At 54.5% G+C, this 18,912-nt stretch carries 18 protein-coding genes; 13 read left to right on the forward strand and 5 right to left on the reverse strand.

The annotated features are described in order from the left end of the window. Positions 1–167: 167 nt before the first annotated feature. From ACMHXH_RS14990 to hemB, 4 genes are all read left to right on the forward strand, one after another. A complete protein-coding gene (locus tag ACMHXH_RS14990) occupies positions 168–1,463 on the forward strand; it encodes a hypothetical protein (RefSeq protein ID WP_335912198.1) in 1,296 nt (431 codons plus the stop codon). A 160-nt stretch (positions 1,464–1,623) separates the two neighbouring features. Continuing rightward, positions 1,624–2,559, forward strand: a complete 936-nt coding sequence (locus ACMHXH_RS14995; protein WP_071476592.1) for a zinc dependent phospholipase C family protein — start codon at positions 1,624–1,626, stop codon at positions 2,557–2,559. A 44-nt stretch (positions 2,560–2,603) separates the two neighbouring features. After that, complete coding sequence (locus tag ACMHXH_RS15000) at positions 2,604–3,038, forward strand: hypothetical protein (RefSeq protein WP_144361349.1); 435 nt, start codon at positions 2,604–2,606, stop codon at positions 3,036–3,038. Positions 3,039–3,189: 151 nt separating this feature from the next. Next, the gene (hemB, locus tag ACMHXH_RS15005; RefSeq protein ID WP_101056902.1) at positions 3,190–4,200 is read left to right on the forward strand and encodes a porphobilinogen synthase; all 1,011 of its coding nucleotides are present in this window, start codon (positions 3,190–3,192) and stop codon (positions 4,198–4,200) included. A gap of 111 nt (positions 4,201–4,311) precedes the next feature. On the opposite strand, the gene ACMHXH_RS15010 is transcribed toward hemB, so the two are convergent. Beyond that, the gene (locus tag ACMHXH_RS15010; protein ID WP_039033222.1) at positions 4,312–6,252 is read right to left on the reverse strand and encodes an ATP-dependent DNA helicase; all 1,941 of its coding nucleotides are present in this window, start codon (positions 6,250–6,252) and stop codon (positions 4,312–4,314) included. 572 nt (positions 6,253–6,824) lie between these two features. On the opposite strand from ACMHXH_RS15010, the gene hisG reads away from it, so the two are divergent. The 8 genes from hisG to hisIE all read left to right on the forward strand — a co-directional run bounded on the left by hisG (position 6,825) and on the right by hisIE (position 14,272). Further along, positions 6,825–7,721 carry an ATP phosphoribosyltransferase gene (gene hisG / locus ACMHXH_RS15015; protein WP_025011635.1) on the forward strand — a complete coding sequence of 299 codons (897 nt, stop codon included), beginning with the start codon at positions 6,825–6,827 and terminating at the stop codon, positions 7,719–7,721. Positions 7,722–7,724: 3 nt separating this feature from the next. After that, a complete protein-coding gene (gene hisD, locus ACMHXH_RS15020; protein WP_144361347.1) occupies positions 7,725–9,113 on the forward strand; it encodes a histidinol dehydrogenase in 1,389 nt (462 codons plus the stop codon). 5 nt (positions 9,114–9,118) lie between these two features. After that, positions 9,119–10,222 carry a histidinol-phosphate transaminase gene (hisC, locus tag ACMHXH_RS15025; protein WP_052247952.1) on the forward strand — a complete coding sequence of 368 codons (1,104 nt, stop codon included), beginning with the start codon at positions 9,119–9,121 and terminating at the stop codon, positions 10,220–10,222. Positions 10,223–10,265: 43 nt separating this feature from the next. After that, a complete protein-coding gene (gene hisB, locus ACMHXH_RS15030) occupies positions 10,266–11,333 on the forward strand; it encodes a bifunctional histidinol-phosphatase/imidazoleglycerol-phosphate dehydratase HisB (RefSeq protein ID WP_335912197.1) in 1,068 nt (355 codons plus the stop codon). Continuing rightward, positions 11,333–11,995, forward strand: coding sequence for an imidazole glycerol phosphate synthase subunit HisH (gene hisH, locus ACMHXH_RS15035; RefSeq protein ID WP_101096414.1), 663 nt, complete (start codon positions 11,333–11,335; stop codon positions 11,993–11,995). Before hisB ends, hisH begins: the two co-directional genes overlap by 1 nt. Further along, positions 11,992–12,729, forward strand: a complete 738-nt coding sequence (gene hisA / locus ACMHXH_RS15040) for a 1-(5-phosphoribosyl)-5-[(5-phosphoribosylamino)methylideneamino]imidazole-4-carboxamide isomerase (RefSeq protein WP_039033226.1) — start codon at positions 11,992–11,994, stop codon at positions 12,727–12,729. Before hisH ends, hisA begins: the two co-directional genes overlap by 4 nt. Next, positions 12,711–13,484 carry an imidazole glycerol phosphate synthase subunit HisF gene (gene hisF / locus ACMHXH_RS15045; protein ID WP_144361345.1) on the forward strand — a complete coding sequence of 258 codons (774 nt, stop codon included), beginning with the start codon at positions 12,711–12,713 and terminating at the stop codon, positions 13,482–13,484. Before hisA ends, hisF begins: the two co-directional genes overlap by 19 nt. A 137-nt stretch (positions 13,485–13,621) precedes the next feature. After that, positions 13,622–14,272 (forward strand): bifunctional phosphoribosyl-AMP cyclohydrolase/phosphoribosyl-ATP diphosphatase HisIE, encoded by a 651-nt coding sequence (gene hisIE / locus ACMHXH_RS15050; RefSeq protein ID WP_144361344.1) that lies wholly within the window; start codon positions 13,622–13,624, stop codon positions 14,270–14,272. A gap of 199 nt (positions 14,273–14,471) precedes the next feature. Here hisIE and ACMHXH_RS15055 read toward each other — a convergent pair whose 3' ends face one another. Together ACMHXH_RS15055 and ACMHXH_RS15060 are read right to left on the reverse strand one after the other, a co-directional pair. Next, positions 14,472–15,218 (reverse strand): DsbA family protein, encoded by a 747-nt coding sequence (locus ACMHXH_RS15055; RefSeq protein ID WP_144361343.1) that lies wholly within the window; start codon positions 15,216–15,218, stop codon positions 14,472–14,474. Then, on the reverse strand, positions 15,212–16,075 hold the full coding sequence (locus tag ACMHXH_RS15060; protein ID WP_101096411.1) for an MBL fold metallo-hydrolase: 864 nt from the start codon (positions 16,073–16,075) through the stop codon (positions 15,212–15,214). The genes ACMHXH_RS15055 and ACMHXH_RS15060 overlap by 7 nt, the downstream gene beginning before the upstream one ends. A 109-nt stretch (positions 16,076–16,184) precedes the next feature. Between ACMHXH_RS15060 and ACMHXH_RS15065 the strand changes: the two genes are divergently transcribed. Next, complete coding sequence (locus tag ACMHXH_RS15065) at positions 16,185–17,063, forward strand: LysR family transcriptional regulator (protein WP_335912195.1); 879 nt, start codon at positions 16,185–16,187, stop codon at positions 17,061–17,063. A gap of 50 nt (positions 17,064–17,113) precedes the next feature. On the opposite strand, the gene ACMHXH_RS15070 is transcribed toward ACMHXH_RS15065, so the two are convergent. Then, complete coding sequence (locus ACMHXH_RS15070; RefSeq protein ID WP_039033231.1) at positions 17,114–17,647, reverse strand: cell division protein ZapC; 534 nt, start codon at positions 17,645–17,647, stop codon at positions 17,114–17,116. A 186-nt stretch (positions 17,648–17,833) separates the two neighbouring features. After that, entirely contained in the window at positions 17,834–18,853 is a 1,020-nt protein-coding gene (pyrD, locus tag ACMHXH_RS15075) for a quinone-dependent dihydroorotate dehydrogenase (RefSeq protein ID WP_039033232.1), read from the reverse strand. Between the last annotated feature and the right edge of the window lie 59 nt (positions 18,854–18,912).

An 18,912-nucleotide genomic window follows, 5' to 3' on the forward strand; every position in this document is an offset into this window, starting at 1 on the left:
TTTAAACCTTGATAAGCGAAGGTATAGCCTTCGGCGAGTTAATAGCGGCGGGATCATACCATCAAATACGCCGAAACCAAGCCCGGATCTGCCCTTGTGATCCTTATCATGGACAATGAGAACAGTTCTCAACTAATATAGAGTCCCCTTTTCGGTTAGCGTCTGTTATGTCCAGCCTCTCTCAGTCTTCCAATGAAACCGCAGTTTCGCGGTTGAAACGTGCCTTTGTCGCCGGTATTTGGGCCACGCTCATCAGCATAGCAATCGGGTTTTCCTTTAAAGTCTGGCTCGCAAGCTGGGTTCCCAAGGCGGATCTGGCTATCTACCACACGGTTATCGATATCATCTCGTTGTCACTGATCCTAATGACAGGCTTTCGCTCGTCTATGGTGGTGTCTTACAGCCAGACCCGCAACGACAGGGATATCATCAATATTTTCCGCTATGTGCTGATCCTTGTAGTGCTGCTGACCTGGGGCATCATACTGCCCTATATCAAGCACAAACTCGCCATAGATGTGGAGTACCTGCAACTGGTGGGCATTATAGTCAGCATGGGGCTCAAGGTGTACTTTACCAACCTGGTTGCCATGTATCGTCTCTATGAAATCAGCAACAAGGTAACCTGGATGGAGCCGCTGTCTTTGGTGCTGGCCTTTGCCATCTGTTACTACGGGCTGAGTATGGCGCCGCTGGGGGCACTCTTTTACGCCACGACGCTATCGTCTCTGATTATCGCGGCCTTTATGTATCTGAGAAGGCGGCGTCAAATCGCCACCGCGCCGCTCGCCAAGGTCAATCTGGAGCCGGCGCTGAAAAGTTTTATGAAGCGCAGTGTCACCGCCTCGCTCGAGGCAGGCTCCAGCATTCTGATGATCTATATTACCGTACTGCTGACCATACGTTATTTCAGCGTCGAAGAGCTGGGGGATTTCCAAGTGGTGGTCAGGCCGGTATTTACCTATATGACCTTGCTGTTTGTATTCCCCATCTACCGCTTCGTATTGCCGGAATTGGCGGTATGTGTTCGCGCCCGGGACAATGAACAGATCCGCGCCATCAAACACTGGCTCTACAAGCTGGCGCTGATTGTCAGCATCAGTTTCTTTGTTGTCATGCTGCTGGGCGGCGAGAGCCTGTTCAGAATGCTGTTTCCGCCCCAGTATCACGGCGCCGTCCCGGTACTGTTGCACTATGCCATTTTCTTCATCTTTCTGATGCTCAACGGTTATCAACTGGCCTATATCAAGGCCGAAGGCTACTTCAATGCCAGTTTGCTGATCCGCCTCGCCGGCATCATTACTCTAATAGGCGTTTTCTTCCTGCTCAGACAACTGACGGCCAATGTGGTGGCAGTGATCCTCGCTCTCGGCTGCGGTTACTTGATGATGTACCTGATAGGTGCTCTGGTGGAGCGCCATATCCGCCGCAGTAAAGCACAGGCTTCAGCGGCCGTTTCCTAAGGAAGGTTTCCGTGTATCAACCAAGGAAAGCGGCCAGTCTGATTTACTCGTGAGTAAATTGTGCTTGATAGTAGCTTCGGGCTATGGCCGTTGTCACCTTAAGCGGCTAAGGTTAACCCCAAGGAACAGCACGCAATAGCAAAGGATTGGAGGCCAGGGAATGCCAGGCGCCTATGCACACCTCACAATGGTCAACAGCCTCAGACAGCCACTTGAACTCGAGGCTGTTCCCCATATGCCCAAGGCCGCTATTCGCGCTTTACTGAAACACTTCAAGTACTGCGAGCTTGGGGCGGTCAGCCCGGATTATCCCTATCTTGCTCTCAATGATCGCCAACAGGCCAAAAGCTGGGCCGACAAGATGCATTACCATCATAGCGGCGAAATGCTCAAAGCCAGCGTGCGTCACCTGGCCTGCAGTGAAGGGGAAGAACGCGACAAGGGCCTGGCCTGGTTGCTGGGCTATTGTGCCCATGTGATCACAGATGTCACTGTCCATCCGGTTATTGAGATGAAGGTAGGCCCCTACGAAGACAACGCCGATGCCCACAGGCATTGTGAAATGCATCAGGATGCATATATTTATCCCAAGCTCAATCTCGGGGCAATAGGTCTGTCCGAACACCTGGACTCCGGCATTGCCGCCTGCTGCGATGCCACAGGCCAGAAGCTGGATCCTGTCATAGAGAAATTGTGGGACAACTGCTTCAGAGATGTTTATATCGAGGAATGGGCCAGTAACCCGCCGGCCATCAATGACTGGCATAAAGGCTTTATCACTGTGGTGGACAAAATTGCCGAGGAAGGCAACAGACTGCTGCCGTTTGCCCGCCACCTGGGCGTCAAGTTCGCCGTCCTCTACCCGGAGCAGGAGCAGATCGAAAAAGCGTATTTAATCCTAGCTACCCCAGAGGGCGAGATGCATTATGACGAGATTTTTCTGCGCGCCAGAGAAAAGGTCAAACACTTTTGGCAACTTATCGCCACTGGTGTGCTTGAGCAAGACAGCGCCTATCTGGAAAGTATCAAAAACTGGAATTTGGACACGGGGCGGAATGCCGCCGGTGAGCTGGCGTTTTGGCAGGAACAGACCTAACAGGAACTAGCACCGACCTACTATTTATAGATAAGGATTCAAGGATGAAATCAATTTTCCATCAAGGCCCAATCGTCTGCCTGCTGCTGGCGCTGCTACCGACACTTGGTGGCTGCGGACTCGGTGACAGGCATGATCAGGAATACCAACAACTGGCACCGGCACTGACCAAGGTAACCAGCGCCGCCGAAGCCACCATACGTTATGAAAATCATCCGGCCAATCTCGACGGCCAAACTTTATTGGCGTTGGCCACAGCCCATGACGCCTCCCTGCTCGAGCCATTCAGTCAATACCAACTGCACCTGTTTCGTATCGAAGATCATGCCCTCTTGTTGCTGTGCAGCGCAGATGGTGAACAGGCATTGATGGAAGACAGTGGCTGCACCGCCAAGCTCGACAAGCAGCAATGGCAACAAGGCACAAGTCCCTGTGAGACCAGTATTGCACCTGCCAACATCTGCCTGGGTGAACTGTGACCCCCGTCATAGTATCGCGTTTCCTGCAAAGGGTATCCTAGGCGCACTTGGGCGCTTGCGCCCCTTTAACCTCAATAGCTTAGTGCTGGTTACCGAGTCTTGAGACAGTATTTGGCAACCACGCATCCGCCATAGCAGTAAAGGAACTCTCATGTCAGACAGTCATTGCCGTCACGGCAGCTTCACCAAACCTCTTCGTCGTCTTCGCCGTCTTCGCAGCTCAGAAGCCATGCGGGATCTGGTTCGCGAGCAGCAAGTTTCCCTGACAGATCTGGTGCACCCACTGTTCATCGAAGAAGGCATTACAGAGCCTGTGGCCATCAGCACCCTTCCCGGGATCAGCAGATTGCCCGAAAGCATGCTCGCAGCAGAGATCCGTGAACTGAAGGCCCTCGGGGTTCGCTATGTGATGCCCTTTGGTATTTCACACCATAAAGATGCCATCGGCAGCGATACCTGGAACGATGACGGCCTGTTGGCTCGGATGATCCGCACCATCAAGCAGGAAGCACCCGAGATGCTGGTGATCCCGGATATCTGTTTCTGCGAGTACACAGATCACGGCCACTGCGGAGTGGTCGAACACAATGAAGTCTGTAATGACGCGACTGTAGAAAACCTGGTCAAGCAGTCTGTCTGCGCTGCCCGCGCCGGTGCCGACATGCTGGCTCCTTCGGCCATGATGGACGGCCAAATTCGGGCCATACGTGAGGGCCTGGATGCGGCCGGTTTTGAAAATGTCGCCATTTTGGCCCACTCGGCCAAGTTTGCCTCCTCTTTCTATGGCCCATTCCGGGCGGCGGTAGATTGTGAACTCAGCGGCAATCGTAAAGGTTATCAACTGGATAGCGCCAATGGCCGGCAAGCGCTGTTGGAGGCCCTGCTCGATGAAGAGGAAGGCGCCGATATTCTGATGGTTAAGCCAGGTACGCCTTATCTTGATGTGTTGTCACAATTGAGAGAGCGTACCGAGTTACCTTTGGCGGCTTATCATGTGGGCGGTGAATATGCCGGGATCAAGTTCGCGGCTCTGGCCGGCGCTTTGGACGAAAGGGCCGTGGTTACCGAAAGCTTTGTCGGCTTCAAACGCGCCGGTGCCAGCTTGATTGTCAGCTACTACACCAAACAATTTGCTTCCTGGCTGGCCGCAGATCGCGGCTAATCGCTAGTACAGAGAGCAAAAGGCGCCAGAAAGTAGGCGCCTTTTGCTATCAATTTATTTGCCCCCAAAATTGGATAAATACTATCAACAACAGTATCTAACTGTTTTTAATCAATTTATACCTTCAAGAAAAGACAAGGCAGATTGCAAATTTCGGGTTCTGTACATGGGCGGCAAAGAGTTGAGAAATGCCTGACCATAGCTGCGATTGACGATGCGATTATCACAGAGAATTAGCACACCGCGGTCGCTCTCGTCACGAATGAGCCGTCCAACACCCTGCTTGAGTGCTATCACCGCCTGGGGCAAGGCCAACTCCACAAAGGGGTCACCCTGTCGCTTGTTGATCTCTGCGGCTCTGGCGCGATAGAGATTATCGTCCGGAGACACAAAGGGCAGTTTGTCGATTATCACGCAAGAGAGTAACTTGCCGCGCACATCCACACCTTCCCAAAAACTGCCGGTGCCCAGCAGCACGGCATTACCCAGCTGACGAAACTTTTTCAGCAAGGTCTGCTTACCGGCGCTGCCTTGCACCAGGAGTGGATAACGACTGCGACCATGAAGCGCCTGCGCCACCCGTTGGAGCATCCTGTGACTGGTAAACAAAATAAAGGTTCGGCCCTTGGCCGCATTAATCGCCTGCTCACACACCTCAAGCAGGCGCCGAAACTGATAATCCCCTTCAGAGCGCACATCCCCAAGCTCCCTGGGGACACACAAAATTGCCTGGCGCCGATAGTCAAAGGGGCTGTCCAGAATAAGCTCCCTGGCCCCCTTAAGTCCCAATGTCCGGCAAAAATGGCTCAGGCTGCGATTCACCTGTAGCGTTGCCGAGGTAAATAGCCAACGGGTTTGCACCTCAAACAGCGCCTGACACGCCTTGGCAACATCAATAGGCGCCATTCTCAGCGTCGGCAGACGACTGCCCTGCTCTATGCTGTAAGCCGCACTTTGATCTTCACAGTTGAAAAACTGCTGCAGCTGCCCGCAGTAATCGAGCCATTTTTCCAGGCAATCATCCAGTTCATCACTGCGGCCGATATTGGCCAGCATCACCCGCTCCAGCGCCCGAAACTCTTCGAGCAGCTGCCAGCATTGCCTTGCAAGTTCTTTATCGGCCAACAAGGGACGCCAGTCGCTTTGCCCGGAAGCCTGGGTCATCTGCGCCCAATCCGCCAGGCGGGAGCCGCAGCGCCTGGCGAGATCGCTCAGTTGTGAAGTATCCCTGAGTTCCTGTTGATATACCGCTTCCACCCGCTCCAGCACTCGCTGCATGGCCGCGAGCGACAGCTGGCGCCCAAAGTAGGTTACGGCGATATCGGCAAGCAGATGAGCCTCATCGAAAATCACCGCATCGGCATCGGGCAATAACTCGGCAAAGCCGGTATCCTTGAGGATCCTGTCGGCAAAAAACAGATGATGGTTAACCACGATAATCCTGGCTTCCAGGCTTTTCTGTCTGGCCTTGCGGGTAAAGCAGCTGTCATAGAAGGCGCAGCGCTTGCCGGTGCAGCGCTCTTTCGAAGAAGCCACCAGCGCCAGTGCCGGCGACTGCTCGGAAACCGTGGCCAGCGTGCCAAGATCGCCATCTGTGCTGGCCGCGGCCCATTGATTTATCCTGAGCAGATCATCAAGCACTTCCGGGCTGCGGCTCTGGGCACCATCCAACTGCTGCTCCAGCAATAACTGACACAGATAATTGTTGCGCCCTTTGAGCAGCGCCACCCGAACTTGCAGATCCAGCATCTGCAGCAAGGCCGGCAGATCTTTATAAAACAGCTGTTCTTGCAGGTTCTTTGAGCCGGTGGAGACAATCACCTGCTTACCGGAGAGCAGCGCCGGGATCAGATAACCGAAGGTTTTGCCAACCCCGGTGCCGGCTTCGAGCACCAAAGGCACTGCAGCACCGCTTGGGCCATGGAGTAACTGGGCCACTTCGCGGGCCATCTCCAGTTGCGGTTCTCTGGGCTTGAAGCCCCTGATATTGGAGGCCAAAGGGCCGCCCGGGGCGAAGGCCAGTGCCGTTTCGCTGACGAGTCGATTACGCATTGTGCTCCATTTTGCCCTGGGGTATGGCGTGCATTATCACTATTTGAGTGACGGATACAAGGGACAAACCTTATCGCCAAGCCGCTCTAGCCAACAGAATTGGCATTGATATAGTTAACATAACCACTTAAACCAAACTCTTCAGGCTAAGGATTCGCAAACTTATGCTCAAGCGGGACCGTAAGCCGACGCAGAGCACACATGGGACTTGTTCGCCCCTTCCCTTGATGAATCCTTTTCAAGCAGCAGATATTTTTTGATTTTGGGTGTTGCAAATTCCTGCCAAAGGGATTAGTTTAAAAACACACCAGCCGAATCGGCTCAGAATTGAATGTTTATGCGCTGCCAAATTACAGCGTGAAATCACAGGATTTATTACATGACACAGCTTCGCAACGCTATCCATCATCACCACCACGAGCGGTAGCCTTCGGAGCTGACTGCCGAAGGTTCATTCCTTCTGGCGGTTGATTCATAAGATCTGAAAACCCCTGGAAGGAATTCCGGGGGTTTTTCGTTTCCGGATTTGAGTTTTTTAACCAAGATTGAATTGACCAACAGGAATGACCACTATGACTTCAAATCGACTGCGCATCGCCATCCAGAAATCGGGCCGGCTTTCGAAAGAATCACAACAACTGCTGAAAAACTGCGGCGTAAAATTCACCGTCAACGAACAGCGTCTGATAGCCCACGCCGACAATATGCCACTGGATCTGCTGCGGGTGCGTGATGACGACATTCCCGGCCTGGTCATGGATGGCGTGGTCGATTTGGGGATCATTGGCGAGAATGTGCTGGAAGAGGAGCAGATAGAACGGCAGACACTGGGCAAACCTTCGGCCTGTAACAAACTCAGACAACTGGACTTCGGCGCCTGCCGTTTATCGCTGGCGGTACCCAGTGAGTTCCCTTATCAGGACGCCGCCTCACTGGAAGGCTTGCGAATTGCCACCTCCTACCCCAACCTGCTTCGCCGTTTTATGCAAAATAAAGGCATAAGTTATCGCGACTGTATGCTCAAGGGCTCAGTAGAAGTCGCTCCCCGCGCCGGACTCGCCGACGGGATCTGCGATCTGGTTTCCACCGGCGCTACTCTGGAAGCCAATGGCTTGTACGAGACCGAAGTGATCTTTCGCTCTATGGCCTGTGTCATCCAATCACAGCAAACCCAAACCCCGGCCAAACAGGCCTTGATCGACAAGCTGATGAGCCGGGTCAACGGCGTCATCCGCGCCCGTGAAAGCAAATATATCCTGCTGCACGCTCCCACTGAAACCCTGGAGCAGATTGTTGCTCTGCTGCCCGGCGCGGAGAACCCCACAGTGTTGCCGCTCAACGATGACAGCAACCGGGTCGCCATCCACGCGGTCAGCACCGAAGATCTGTTCTGGGACACAATGGAAGAGCTGACCAAGCTCGGTGCCAGCTCGATTCTGGTAATGCCAATTGAAAAGATGATGGGGTGAAGCATGCAGTATCTGGTATGGGACAAACTGAGCGAAAGCGAGCAGGCCGCCGCGCTCCAGCGCTCCTCCCTGGTGAGCAGCAAAGCGCTTGAGCAGAGCGTCAGCGAGATCATTGAGGCCGTCGCCGCCAAGGGTGACCAAGCCCTCAGGGAGTACAGCGAGCGTTTTGATGATATCCCCCTTGAGAATATCGCCCTCAGTCAGGCGCAGATAAAGGCCGCTGCCCAGGACGTTAGCCCTGAGCTCAAAGACGCCATCAAGACCGCCATGGCCAACATAGATGTGTTCCACAGCGCGCAGCAACCTCAGGCTTTGGATATCAATACCCAGGCCGGAGTGCGCTGTGAACTCAGAAGTGAGGCCATAGACAGCGTCGGCCTCTATATACCGGGTGGCAGCGCGCCGCTGATCTCCACTGTGTTGATGCTGGCGCTGCCGGCCCGAATCGCAGGTTGTCGCCGCCGAGTCTTGATAAGCCCGGCTCCGATAGACAGCGCCATCATCTACGCCGCCAGCGAATGCGGCATCGAAGAGATTTACCAATCCGGTGGCGCCCAGGCCATTGCCGCGCTGGCATTGGGCACGGAAACCATAGCGCCGGTGGACAAGATATTTGGCCCCGGCAACCGTTATGTCACCGAAGCCAAGCGCCAGTTGTCCCAGGATCCCAGGGCGCGAGTCAGTATCGACATGCCGGCGGGGCCATCCGAAGTGCTGGTCATCGCCGATGAGACTGCGAGTCCAGCCTTTGTGGCGGCCGATCTCCTGTCACAGGCCGAGCACGGTCCCGACTCTCAGGTGATACTGCTCTCTAGCTGTGAATCGCTGGCAAAAGCCGTCATCCAAGAGCTGGACAAACAGCTTACGGCCCTGCCCCGCGCCGACATTGCCCGCCAAGCATTGGCCGAAAGCCGTATTTTACTGCTGGATTCACTGGATAAGGCTGCAGCCGTTTCCAATCGCTATGGCCCCGAGCACCTTATCATCCAGACCCGTAGCCCAAGAGCGCTGCTGGCACAAATCCGCGCCGCCGGCTCTGTGTTTCTCGGCCCCTACACCCCGGAATCTGTGGGTGATTACGCCAGTGGCACCAACCATGTGCTGCCCACTTACGGCTACAGCCGCTCGGTATCCAGCCTGTCACTGGCGGATTTCTGCCGCCGCTTTACCGTGCAGGAGCTGAGCGCCGAAGGTCTGTGCGCCTTGGGCCCCTCGGTAATGACCCTGGCCCAGGCAGAGCAGCTTGATGCTCACAGCAATGCCGTTGCCCTGCGTCTGGCCTCTCTTGGGGTATCCGGGGCAGAAGGTTCAACAGAGAGTGTTTCATCCCCAAGTGCTTTGTCCGAGAGTACTTCACCATTGCGCGCGCCGTCCGCGAGTGTAGAGGAATAACAACCATGCCTGCAGCCATCAATAGCCCCACAGCGGCTCTCAAGAAGGTTACAGCTGCCGTTACCCGGCAAAGCCGCGAGCTGGCCGCCGCTCTGGCTCGCCCCGAGCTTTTGGCACTCGAACCCTATCAAAGCGCCAGGCGCCTTGGCGGCCAAGGGGAAGTCTGGATCAACGCCAACGAATCCCCCTTCAACCACACCGATATCGACCGGGTCAACCGCTATCCAGAGTGCCAGCCGCCAGAGGTGATAGCCGCCTATGCCGCCTATGCCGGAGTCTCGGATTTGCAGCTCATCTGCAGCCGCGGCGCCGATGAAGCGATAGAGTTGCTGATCCGCACCTTTTGCACCCCGGGGGCAGACAGTATCGCTCTGTTTGGCCCCACCTACGGCATGTACGCCATCAGCGCCGCGACCTTCAATGTCGAGGTCAAGGCGCTGTCGTTGGATGATAACTTTCAGTTGCCCAAAGCGTTAACCCAGGCTCAAGGCGCCAAACTGCTGTTTATCTGCAACCCCAACAACCCCACTGGCACCTGGGTAAGCCGGGATGAAATCCTGCGGGTGCTCGAGGCCATGCCAGACACGCTGGTGGTAGTGGATGAAGCCTATATTGAATTCAGCCCCGAGCTGAGCGCCGCCGCTTTGCTCAAGGAGTATCCCAACCTGGTCGTACTGCGCACTCTCTCCAAGGCGTTTGCCCTGGCCGGAGCCCGCTGCGGCTTTATGCTGGCCAATGAAGGCATTATCGAGATGGTAAAACAGGTGCTGGCCCCCTACCCGGTACCTGTCCCTGTGGCACGCTTGGCGGCTTTGGCGTTAAGCCCTGAGGGCATAGCCAGAATGCAGGCCGATGTGGCGCAGCTCAAGACCCAGGGACAAAGAGTGGCTGCGGCGCTAGAAAGACTCGGAGCCCGGGTACTGCCAAGTGGCGGCAACTATTTGCTGGCGTATTTCGCCGATGCCCCCAAGGTGCGTGAGCAGTTGCAGCGCTTTGGCATAGTCGCCCGCAGCTACCGGGATCCGCGTCTTGTTGACGCCATACGTTTCAGTTTCAGCGATGACTCAGATACCGAGCGGCTGCTCGCCGCCCTGAGCCAGGTGCAATAACGATAATAATCAGCCCGGCAGCGGCCGGCACAAGGAAACATCAATGAGCCAGAAAATACTCTTTATCGATCGCGACGGCACCCTTATTGAAGAGCCGCAAACCGACAAACAGGTGGACAGACTGGATAAGCTGGTGTTTGAACCCGGCGTTATTCCGGCACTGCTCAAACTGCAAAGCGCCGGTTACCGCTTGGTGATGGTCTCCAATCAGGATGGCCTGGGCACCCCCTCCTTCCCGAAAGAAGACTTCGATGCCCCCCACAATCTGATGATGCAGATTTTTTCAAGCCAGGGGGTCAACTTCAGCGAGGTGTTGATTTGCCCTCACTTCAACGATGAAAACTGCAGTTGCCGCAAACCCAAACTCGGGTTGGTAAAAGCGTTTCTGACCCAGGGCCTGGTGGATTTCACCCGCTCGGCAGTTATTGGTGATCGGCAAACCGATATTGCCCTGGCCGAGGCCATGGGCTTGACCGGCTATCGCTATGACAGGGAAAAGCTCAACTGGGACGATATCTGTGATGCCCTCTTGAGCCGGGGTCGCCAGGCAACTGTGGTGCGCACCACCAAAGAGACCGACATTCGGGTCGAGGTGGATCTCGACCGCGCCGGCAACAGCGACATCAATACCGGCATAGGCTTTTTCGATCACATGCTGGATCAGATTGCCACCCACGGCAATTTCAAACTGGCAGTCAAGGTTGACGGCGATCTGGAGATAGACGATCACCACAGTGTGGAAGATACTGCACTGGCGCTGGGCGATGCTTTGCGTCAGGCGCTGGGCGATAAACGCGGTATTGCCCGTTTCGGCTTTTCCCTGCCCATGGATGAAGCCCGCGGCGATTGCCTGCTGGATCTCTCCAGCCGTCCCTTCCTCAAGTTCAACGCCGAATTTGAGCGGGAAAAGGTCGGGGAGCTGGCCACAGAGATGATACCGCACTTCTTTCGCTCCTTTGCCGACGGCCTGCGCTGCACCCTGCACCTTGGCTGCGAGGGCGACAACGACCACCACAAGGTAGAAGCGCTGTTCAAGGTGCTGGGGCGCACTCTGCGCCAGGCCATCAAGGTTGAAGGTGATGCCTTGCCTTCCAGTAAGGGAGTGTTGTAATGACCCAAGCCGTTGCCAAGACAGTAATAATAGATACCGGCTGCGCCAACTTGAGCTCGGTGAAATATGCCTTCGAGCGTCTCGGCGCCGACGTTTGTATCAGTGATGATGCCGAGGTTATCCGCAGCGCCGAAAGAGTGGTGCTTCCCGGAGTGGGCACAGCCAGAGCCGCCATGGCGGCGCTCACTGAAAAACAGCTAATTCCTGTTATCAAGGCGCTGAAACAGCCGGTGCTGGGAGTGTGTCTCGGTATGCAGCTCATGTGTGACAGCTCGCAGGAAAGTGGCGAGGATGCCGATGAATGTCAGTGTCTTGGGCTGATCCCGGGCACTATACGTTCACTCGACTGTAAGGGGTTGCCCAGTCCGCATATGGGCTGGGATCAACTGAGCCCCGTACTTGATGCAAACGGCCAAGCGCACCCGCTGTTTACCGGTATCGATGAAGGCAGCTACTGCTATTTTGTTCATTCCTTTTGCGCCGCGCCTTCGGCGGCCACCATAGCCGAATGCTGTTACGGCGAGCGTTTCAGCGCCGCCATTGCCAAAGACAACTTTATGGGAGTGCAGTTTCACCCGGAAAAGAGCGCCGCTATCGGCAGCCTTATCCTGGCTAACTTTCTCACTTTGACCCAGGATGATTTTAACGGAGCCGCAGCATGATTATACCGGCAATCGATCTCATAGAAGGTCAGGTAGTGCGCCTGTTTCAGGGCGATTACCAACAGGAAACCCGCTTCAATCTGCAACCTGAGGCTCAACTGCTCGCTTATCAGGCCCAGGGCGCTTCACTCTTGCATCTGGTGGACTTGACCGGCGCCAAAGACCCTGAGCGCTGCCAGAGCAGCCTGATAGCTTCGCTCGCAGCCGCCCTGGATACACCACTGCAAGTGGGCGGCGGCGTACGCAGTCAGCGTCAGCTCGATGAACTATTCAAGGCCGGGGTTTCCCGGGTAGTGATAGGTTCATTGGCGGTGCGTGAGCCCAAACTGGTTGGCGCCTGGCTCGAGCAATACGGCCCGGAGGCCATCTGTCTGGCGCTGGATGTCAATATCAATGCCACGGGCGAGAAAATAGTGGCGGTTCACGGCTGGCAGAGTGGCGGTGGTAAAACCCTGGAATCTCTGGTGGCCCAGTTTGCCCCTTTGGGCCTTAAACATGCCCTGGTCACCGACATCAGCCGTGATGGCACCATGACGGGGGCCAATACGGCCCTGTACCGCGAGTTGGCGCAGACCTTTCCCGATATCGCCTGGCAGGCTTCCGGCGGTATCGCCAGCCTGGATGATGTCGCCGCAGTCAGGGATTCCGGCGCCAGCGGCCTGATTATCGGCAAGGCCTTGCTAACCGGCGAATTCAGCGTAGAGGAGGCGATCGCATGCTGGCAAAACGTATAGTCCCTTGTCTCGATGTACGGGACGGTAAGGTGGTCAAAGGCGTGCAGTTTCGTAACCATGAAACCATAGGCGATATCGTGCCGCTGGCGGCCAGATATGCTGCCGAAGGCGCCGATGAACTGGTGTTCTATGATATCACCGCCAGCGCCCACTCGCGGGTGGTGGATAAGTCCTGGGTCAGCCGGGTGGCGCAGCAGATAGACATCCCCTTCTGCGTGGCCGGCGGCATCAAGACCCTGGCCCAGGCACGCGAGCTGCTGGCATTCGGTGCCGACAAGATCTCCATCAATTCACCGGCACTGTCGGATCCCAGCCTTATTCGCAGGCTGCAGGATGAATTCGGCCGCCAGTGCATAGTGGTGGGTATCGACTCTTTCTTCGATGCCAATGGCAACAGCTATAAGGTGAAACAGTTTACCGGCGATGAAGCGGCGACCCGCGACACCCAATGGCACACCTTGGATTGGGTCGAAGAGGTGCAGCGCCAGGGCTGCGGCGAAATCGTCCTCAATGTGATGAACCAGGATGGGGTGCGCCAGGGTTATGATATCGAGCAGCTCGCCAAAGTGAGAGCCGTCTGCGATGTGCCGCTTATCGCCTCCGGCGGTGCCGGCACCATGGCGCACTTTCTCGAGGTCTTCGCCAAGGCCAAGGTCGATGCCGCACTGGCCGCCAGCGTATTTCACAAGGGGATCATAGAGATCCAGGCGCTGAAAGCCTTTCTCAAGCAAAGCGGCGTCGCCATTCGCAGCTAAGGAAGGCTTCTTGCAAAGGACTAGGGCCATTGGCTGCGAACCACACCTTGCATCCAGGCCCGTAAGCCGGCGCAGAGCACACATGGGACTTGTTCGCACCTTCCTTAATGCCCCACAACCCAATACAGGTATTTGATATGACAACCGAGACAAACAATGCCGACTGGCTCAAACAGTTGGACTGGGATAAACAACAGGGATTACTGCCGGCCGTAGTGCAGGACTTTCACAGCGGCAAGGTGTTGATGCTGGGTTATATGAACCGCGAAGCCCTGGATGTCACCCTGAGCAAAGGCCTGGTGACCTTTTACAGCCGCAGCAAACAGCGGCTGTGGACCAAAGGCGAAAGCTCGGGCAATCTGCTGCAATTGGTCAGCATAGGAGTGGACTGTGACAACGACAGCCTGCTGCTGCAGGCCAACCCCTTAGGCCCCACCTGCCACAAGGGGACTGACAGCTGCTGGGATAATCCGGCCTGCGGCGAAGTGCACCCCTTTATCAATCGCCTGCAAAGCCTTATCGCCTCCCGTAAGGAAGAAGACCCCAACGAGAGCTATACCGCTTCGCTGTTTCAGCGCGGTACCAAGCGCATTGCCCAGAAGGTGGGCGAAGAGGGTTTGGAAACCGCGCTGGCGGCGGCCACTCATGATCGCGAAGAGTTGGTGAATGAAGCCTCGGATCTCCTCTATCACCTCTTGGTACTGCTGGAGGATCAGCAGCTGTCCCTCGATGATATCCATGCCAACCTGGCCAAACGCCACGCCCAGGCCAAAGCGGCACAGGAGTAGAACAAAGCCAACATAAGGAAGTGGTAAAGCAGCAACCAATAAAGGCAAAAGCGAAGGGAATGAATGCAACTAACAGGTGTTCATCCCCTTCTGCTGTCAGCTTTTATCGCAATCTTACAGTGCTCATTTTACTCAAGCCAAGACTAAGATTGCAGCCCCTTTGAACGCCCTTAAGCCCTCTCTAATCCATGCGGAAAGCTTAATCGCAGTCGCCTCCCCGGATACAAGCCGCCGGGGCACTTGGCACGGCTTTCGGATTATCTCTCTTGGCGTCAATCCCAGAGAGCTGTTTGGCAAAACTTGAGTCAAACCAACCCAGCATTGCCTCTGTCTGGCCGTAGAAGCGGTTCAAAGGTACAGGGTGCCACTCACCGATTTCGCTTTCCAGAACCAGTGACGGAAAGCCTGCCAATCCGAGCTTTGCCATCATGGCCCGGCTCTGAGTGATATGGCTCGCCAGCGGCGAAATCTGCCCGGCTGAGTTTGCTTTCATAACCGCCGTCAGATCGCTAGCCAATTTCTCGTGCCCCAGTGCCTGGAGACTTCTCAGCGCCATCAGCAGTTGCAGTAACACTTCAGGCTCGGCAAGCCTTAAACCTTGAACATAATGGCCACCCTGCAATATCTCCAGCAGCGCCAATCCCTGCCCTGCCACCTTTTCGGCGAGCAGGATAGCGGCAATGGCCGGTCCCGAGTCCAACACAGCGTCAGGGCATTGCAGCAAACCCTGAGTGTAACCGTCACCAAAGGGCTGCCCGGTCAGCTTGGCAATTTTGCTGTCGTGGCTGAGGATATGTTGCCTGAGCCCGGGCGTTATTCTTGTTGCCGCCATCAGGCCGCCGGCGTGCAAAACTATCGGGAGTCTGGCACTCAGGGCATGAATGAGGGGCGCCGCACCATGGCACCAGCCGCACAAGGGGTCAAAAAAGTAGTGCAGCCTCACCATTTCATCTCACCCTTACTGACCTTGGCAGCTATCTCCAATGCCATAGCAAGCCCGGCATTCGGGTACAGACGCTGCATGGTGTCAATAAGCTCAGCGCTGGTTTGGGTGACGGCTTCGGCTTGTTCGAAATCCTGCAGGTACTTGAGTGTCGCGGCAATATTGTCCTGCTCGAGAAAAGATTCAGACAACATGTGCCCGGGGATCACCTTGGCAGGGTTAAGCGCCGCCATTTCCGCCAGCTGTGCCTTCCAGGCCGCTCGCTCACTCTGGCTCTGACTATCAGCCATCCACAGGTGCAAGCCTCCGGAGACGGCCACATTGCCGAGAATGGTTTTGCTGGAAGGTACCCAGAGGTATGGCCTGTCAGCCAGCATTCCCTGGTCACCTTTTATCTCAATCGCCTTGCCTTCAAGCATTAATTGACTGCCTTTAAATATCTCTGGCAGCTGCGCCTTGAGGGGGGCATTGCTACCCATTCTGGGGATCCAAAAGCTCAGCTTGTCTTCCAGCTTGGCCGAAATTTGTGCATGCACTGCCGGGGTCGTCAGATATTTTGCTTTAGGGAAAAACTGCTTGAGTGTGGCAACCCCGAAGTAATAGTCAGGATCCGCCTGGCTGACGAATACAGTGGTCAACTGCTTGCCACTGTCCAGAACCTCGGCGGCCAGTCGCAGGGCATCGGCGCGGGTGAAGCCTGTGTCGACCAAAATAGCTTCCTTGTCACCGCTTATCAGGGTGGCGTTGACATGAAAGCTGTTACCGTCGGCGTTATAGACTTTGAAGTCGAGGGCGTCCGATTCGGCGTGTAAAGAAAATGGCAACACTAAACTGGCAGCCAATACGAGTGATTTAAGCATGGTTTTACTCCGGTGAATTTCAACGTTGGCCAGTTTATGATTTCAATTAATGCAGATATACGGCTAAAGTTGCGCAATATTGTTGCATAATCCGGACAAGTAATCGCAGATGGACAGATTAACCGCCGCCGAAGTTTTTGTGGATCTGGCCGCCAGTGGCAGCTTTACCGCTACCGCCGAGCGGCTTGAGATGTCGCGCGCCATGGTAACCCGCCATATCAAGGCGCTTGAGGATTGGTTGGGCGCCAGATTACTCAATCGCACCACCCGCAGTGTAACCCTTACAGATGCCGGGAATCAGTGCCTGACATATTGTCGCCAGTTACTCTCGACCCGTGAGGCATTGGAAATCAGCCTAAGCGAGAGACGCAGACAATTGACCGGCAAACTGAGAATAAGCAGTAGCATGTCGTTCGCACACGCACGGCTGGCAGCGAGCCTCGCGCAATTCATCAGGCTTAATCCCGGAGTGGAAATCGAGTTGGATGTGAGCGATCGCACTGTGGAGCTGGTGGCGGAAAGGGTCGATCTGGTGATCCGTATAGCGTCAAGCCCGGATCCCCTGTTGATTGGCAAGCCGCTTATCAAGGTGAATTCGCAGCTGGTGGCTTCTCCTGAATACCTCAAACAGTATCCAGCACCGCAGCATCCCAGAGATCTTCGCCGCCACCAGTGCCTTGGATACCGCCATTTCAATCGTAATCTTTGGCATCTTTCCAAGGGAGAACAGAACGAATCTGTGGCGGTCAACTGCCAACTGGTGGCCAATGAAGCGACAGTATTACTCAGGGCGGCTCAGGCAGGCAGCGGTATCGCCCAACTGCCCGATTATCTGCTGGATGAGGCACTCAAAAATGGCAGCTTACAACGCTTGCTGCCGGATTGGACACCGAGAGTCATGACGGCCTACGCTCTCTATAGCTCCAGAGAGCATATGCCGGTGGCGCTGAGGGCCTTGATTAACCACTTGAGTCAGGCATTCAGCTGAAAAACCCAAAACGGGGCCATAAGCCCCGTTGATACTCGCTGACAAAGTTGTCATGCAGCAACTATCTGTTGCTGTGCCCTTAGCGGATGCAGACGATCGTGCATCACCTTGATGGTTTCAAAGCGGGTCAGGGTTTTGACATCGCTGAGTCGACATTCGTTGGCCAACATCATCACCAAAGAAGCCTGCAACCCGGTCTCAACCACCATCACCAGCACGCGTTCTCCACGACATTTGAGGTCAAATACCTTTCCCGGCTCACTGTAAACACAGACAGCACTGGTGTCAAAAAACCATGACTTGGGCATCTGCGGTTTTTGCATAAAGTGAGCGGCGGTGGCGTTCAACGCCAACTGAACCACTTGTGCATCCGTCAATGATAGTGACTTGGTTAGACGATCAAGCAGGTCAATATAGAACTTGGCGTGCTCGACGCTAAATTCTGCTTCTTTCATTGCATCCGGTATCAAAGTTTTGGCTTTATAAGGAGTCAGAAATTCCATTTCCGAACCTAACGATACGCTAAGGACACCGTACGAATCGTTATATCTCCATTGCCAATCTCTGTTTGGCATTAATAACATAACGCAATCCAATAAGACCTGTGATTTATTACCAACCGAATAATAGATGATATTTTACCCAATATCAAAAAAAGTTTTAAATATTAGACTGAGATAACAATATCTTAGGCAGATCTTTCAGATCAAAAAACGATCGATTCAAATAAAAAAGGATCGCCAAGGCGATCCCTTTGAGTGTTTTTTAACTTATTTAGATCTATAAGCGTCGACAATATCTTTAATTAATTTTGGCCCTTGATAGATAAAACCGGAATAGATCTGCACCATGCTTGCTCCTGCATCCAATTTATCCAGAGCATCCTCGGCGCTATTAATACCACCTACCCCCAGGATCGGGATCTCGCCTTTCAAGCATTGCGCGAGATACTTGATCACCTTGGTCGACAACTGGTTCAGCGGCTTACCGCTAAGGCCACCTGTTTCATTGGAGTTAGCCAAGCCACTGACCCCATCACGGGTCAAAGTGGTATTAGTGGCTATGGCGCCATCAAACTTATGTTTCAATAATGACTCGGCTATCTTTTCGATCTCTTCTTCAGTCAGATCCGGCGCTATTTTTAATGCAATAGGGACATACTTGCCATGCTTTTCTGCCAGTTCTGTTTGTTTGTTTTTTAAGCTAGATAACAAGTCGTCCAGTAATTCGCCATATTGCATGGTACGCAGGCCGGGAGTATTGGGTGAGGAAATATTAACCGCGATGTAATCAGCATAGGCATAAACCTTATCCATACAGATCAGATAATCATCTTTCCCTTGCTCTACCGGTGTATCTTTATTTTTACCTATATTGACACCGACCATGGCATTGGATTTTTTAGCCTTGAGATTGGCCACCAGATTATCCACGCCGAGATTATTAAAGCCCATACGATTAATAATCGCCTTGGCCGGTTTAATCCGGAAAAGCCGAGGTTTATCGTTACCGGGTTGCGGCCTTGGAGTCACGGTTCCCACTTCAACATGACCGAATCCCATGGCATGAAAGGCATCGATACATTCACCGTCTTTATCCATACCGGCGGCCAAACCGACGGGATTAGGGAATGTCAGCCCCATGAATTCGACCGGGGCCGGGGCAAGATGCTGCGCATAAAAGCAGTTCAGCGGTGAGTTACCCGTGGTTCTGAGACTACTGATGGCAAAGTTGTGGGCGCGCTCAGGATCCATCTGAAACATGACTTTTTGTGCGAGTTTGTAAAACATGGTTTCTCCTAGACCTAAAAAAAGCCCCGGCGTTTGCCAGGGCTCTTATTGTTATAATA

Source organism: Shewanella sp. BJSY2023SW001, from assembly GCF_047314685.1.
Lineage (GTDB): Bacteria > Pseudomonadota > Gammaproteobacteria > Enterobacterales > Shewanellaceae > Shewanella > Shewanella indica.

Bases quoted from the DNA above. Each gene is read 5' to 3' on its own strand.
- ACMHXH_RS14990 (WP_335912198.1), top strand. From the start codon at position 168: ATGTCCAGCCTCTCTCAGTCTTCCAATGAAACCGCAGTTTCGCGGTTG.
- ACMHXH_RS14995 (WP_071476592.1), top strand. From the start codon at position 1,624: ATGCCAGGCGCCTATGCACACCTCACAATGGTCAACAGCCTCAGACAG.
- ACMHXH_RS15000 (WP_144361349.1), top strand. From the start codon at position 2,604: ATGAAATCAATTTTCCATCAAGGCCCAATCGTCTGCCTGCTGCTGGCG.
- hemB (WP_101056902.1), top strand. From the start codon at position 3,190: ATGTCAGACAGTCATTGCCGTCACGGCAGCTTCACCAAACCTCTTCGT.
- ACMHXH_RS15010 (WP_039033222.1), bottom strand. From the start codon at position 6,252: ATGCGTAATCGACTCGTCAGCGAAACGGCACTGGCCTTCGCCCCGGGC.
- hisG (WP_025011635.1), top strand. From the start codon at position 6,825: ATGACTTCAAATCGACTGCGCATCGCCATCCAGAAATCGGGCCGGCTT.
- hisD (WP_144361347.1), top strand. From the start codon at position 7,725: ATGCAGTATCTGGTATGGGACAAACTGAGCGAAAGCGAGCAGGCCGCC.
- hisC (WP_052247952.1), top strand. From the start codon at position 9,119: ATGCCTGCAGCCATCAATAGCCCCACAGCGGCTCTCAAGAAGGTTACA.
- hisB (WP_335912197.1), top strand. From the start codon at position 10,266: ATGAGCCAGAAAATACTCTTTATCGATCGCGACGGCACCCTTATTGAA.
- hisH (WP_101096414.1), top strand. From the start codon at position 11,333: ATGACCCAAGCCGTTGCCAAGACAGTAATAATAGATACCGGCTGCGCC.
- hisA (WP_039033226.1), top strand. From the start codon at position 11,992: ATGATTATACCGGCAATCGATCTCATAGAAGGTCAGGTAGTGCGCCTG.
- hisF (WP_144361345.1), top strand. From the start codon at position 12,711: ATGCTGGCAAAACGTATAGTCCCTTGTCTCGATGTACGGGACGGTAAG.
- hisIE (WP_144361344.1), top strand. From the start codon at position 13,622: ATGACAACCGAGACAAACAATGCCGACTGGCTCAAACAGTTGGACTGG.
- ACMHXH_RS15055 (WP_144361343.1), bottom strand. From the start codon at position 15,218: ATGGTGAGGCTGCACTACTTTTTTGACCCCTTGTGCGGCTGGTGCCAT.
- ACMHXH_RS15060 (WP_101096411.1), bottom strand. From the start codon at position 16,075: ATGCTTAAATCACTCGTATTGGCTGCCAGTTTAGTGTTGCCATTTTCT.
- ACMHXH_RS15065 (WP_335912195.1), top strand. From the start codon at position 16,185: ATGGACAGATTAACCGCCGCCGAAGTTTTTGTGGATCTGGCCGCCAGT.
- ACMHXH_RS15070 (WP_039033231.1), bottom strand. From the start codon at position 17,647: ATGTTATTAATGCCAAACAGAGATTGGCAATGGAGATATAACGATTCG.
- pyrD (WP_039033232.1), bottom strand. From the start codon at position 18,853: ATGTTTTACAAACTCGCACAAAAAGTCATGTTTCAGATGGATCCTGAG.